The organism is Synechococcus sp. R55.2, from assembly GCF_047462075.1.
Classification (GTDB): domain Bacteria; phylum Cyanobacteriota; class Cyanobacteriia; order Thermostichales; family Thermostichaceae; genus Thermostichus.
In genome coordinates, this window is the sequence record NZ_JANSIH010000180.1 from 1 (window position 1) to 797 (window position 797).

At 55.6% G+C, this 797-nt stretch carries 1 protein-coding gene; it reads left to right on the forward strand.

Annotated elements, in window-relative coordinates:
• The first annotated feature begins 332 nt into the window (after positions 1-332).
• Positions 333-587 (forward strand): DUF751 family protein, encoded by a 255-nt coding sequence (locus tag NW838_RS06290; RefSeq protein WP_414356569.1) that lies wholly within the window; start codon positions 333-335, stop codon positions 585-587.
• Positions 588-797 lie beyond the last annotated feature (210 nt).

Consider the following 797-nt stretch of genomic DNA (forward strand, 5'->3'; position numbering starts at 1 on the left):
ACCATATCAGGTTCTCGGTTTCCTGAATCTGCGCAGTCTCCCCTTCGCTCCAACCCCTCTTTGGTCAAGGAGATGTTCTTTCTGATACTCAAATATGGCAGATTTTCCCCCTTGCAGAGGCTATGAGCCAAGCGGCAGAGGCCGGCGCCGGTCAGTTGGTGCCACAGCCGTTGTTTTATCCATTGGAGCTGAAGTTGCCCGGCTGCAAAAAGAGCGCCAACGGAAGTTCGTTTTTTGAGTTGCTGCCAATTCCCTGAAGATGGCCAAGCTCCGGGTGGTTGACAGCAACCTGTGGCACACTGAGGAGAAAGGAGTTAGAGCCCGAGCTGCTCATGCCACAGCCGCAGCCCCCCCGCAGACTGGAAGACCAATTTGTGGAGAATGTCTCCCGTTACCCCACCTACTTTATTACCGTTTTGCTGGGGGGGATCTGGGCCGGCCTCCAGCCTTTTGTTAGCCTGTATCGCAAAAGTCCAACAGCGGCGGCCATGGTGACGCTGGGATCCCTGCTGTTGCTGCTGTTTGTTTATTTCACCCTGCGAGGCATGACAGGGAATACCTTTTTGCCAGAATGGCTGCTGGGTTAGCCGTACAGTGGACGCCGGAAGCAGAGGCACGCCTCAAGGAGATTCCTTTTTTCGCCCCGCCGCCTGCAAGAAAAGCGAAAAGCTTGCCCGGAAATTGGGGATCCAGCAGATACGGTGGACACCTCTGAGCAGGCCACGCAACAATTGGGCTCTTGAGGGATCCCGGCTGCAAGCTGTAGCGAGGGGATTGGATTTGCCGCTAGCTTGGTA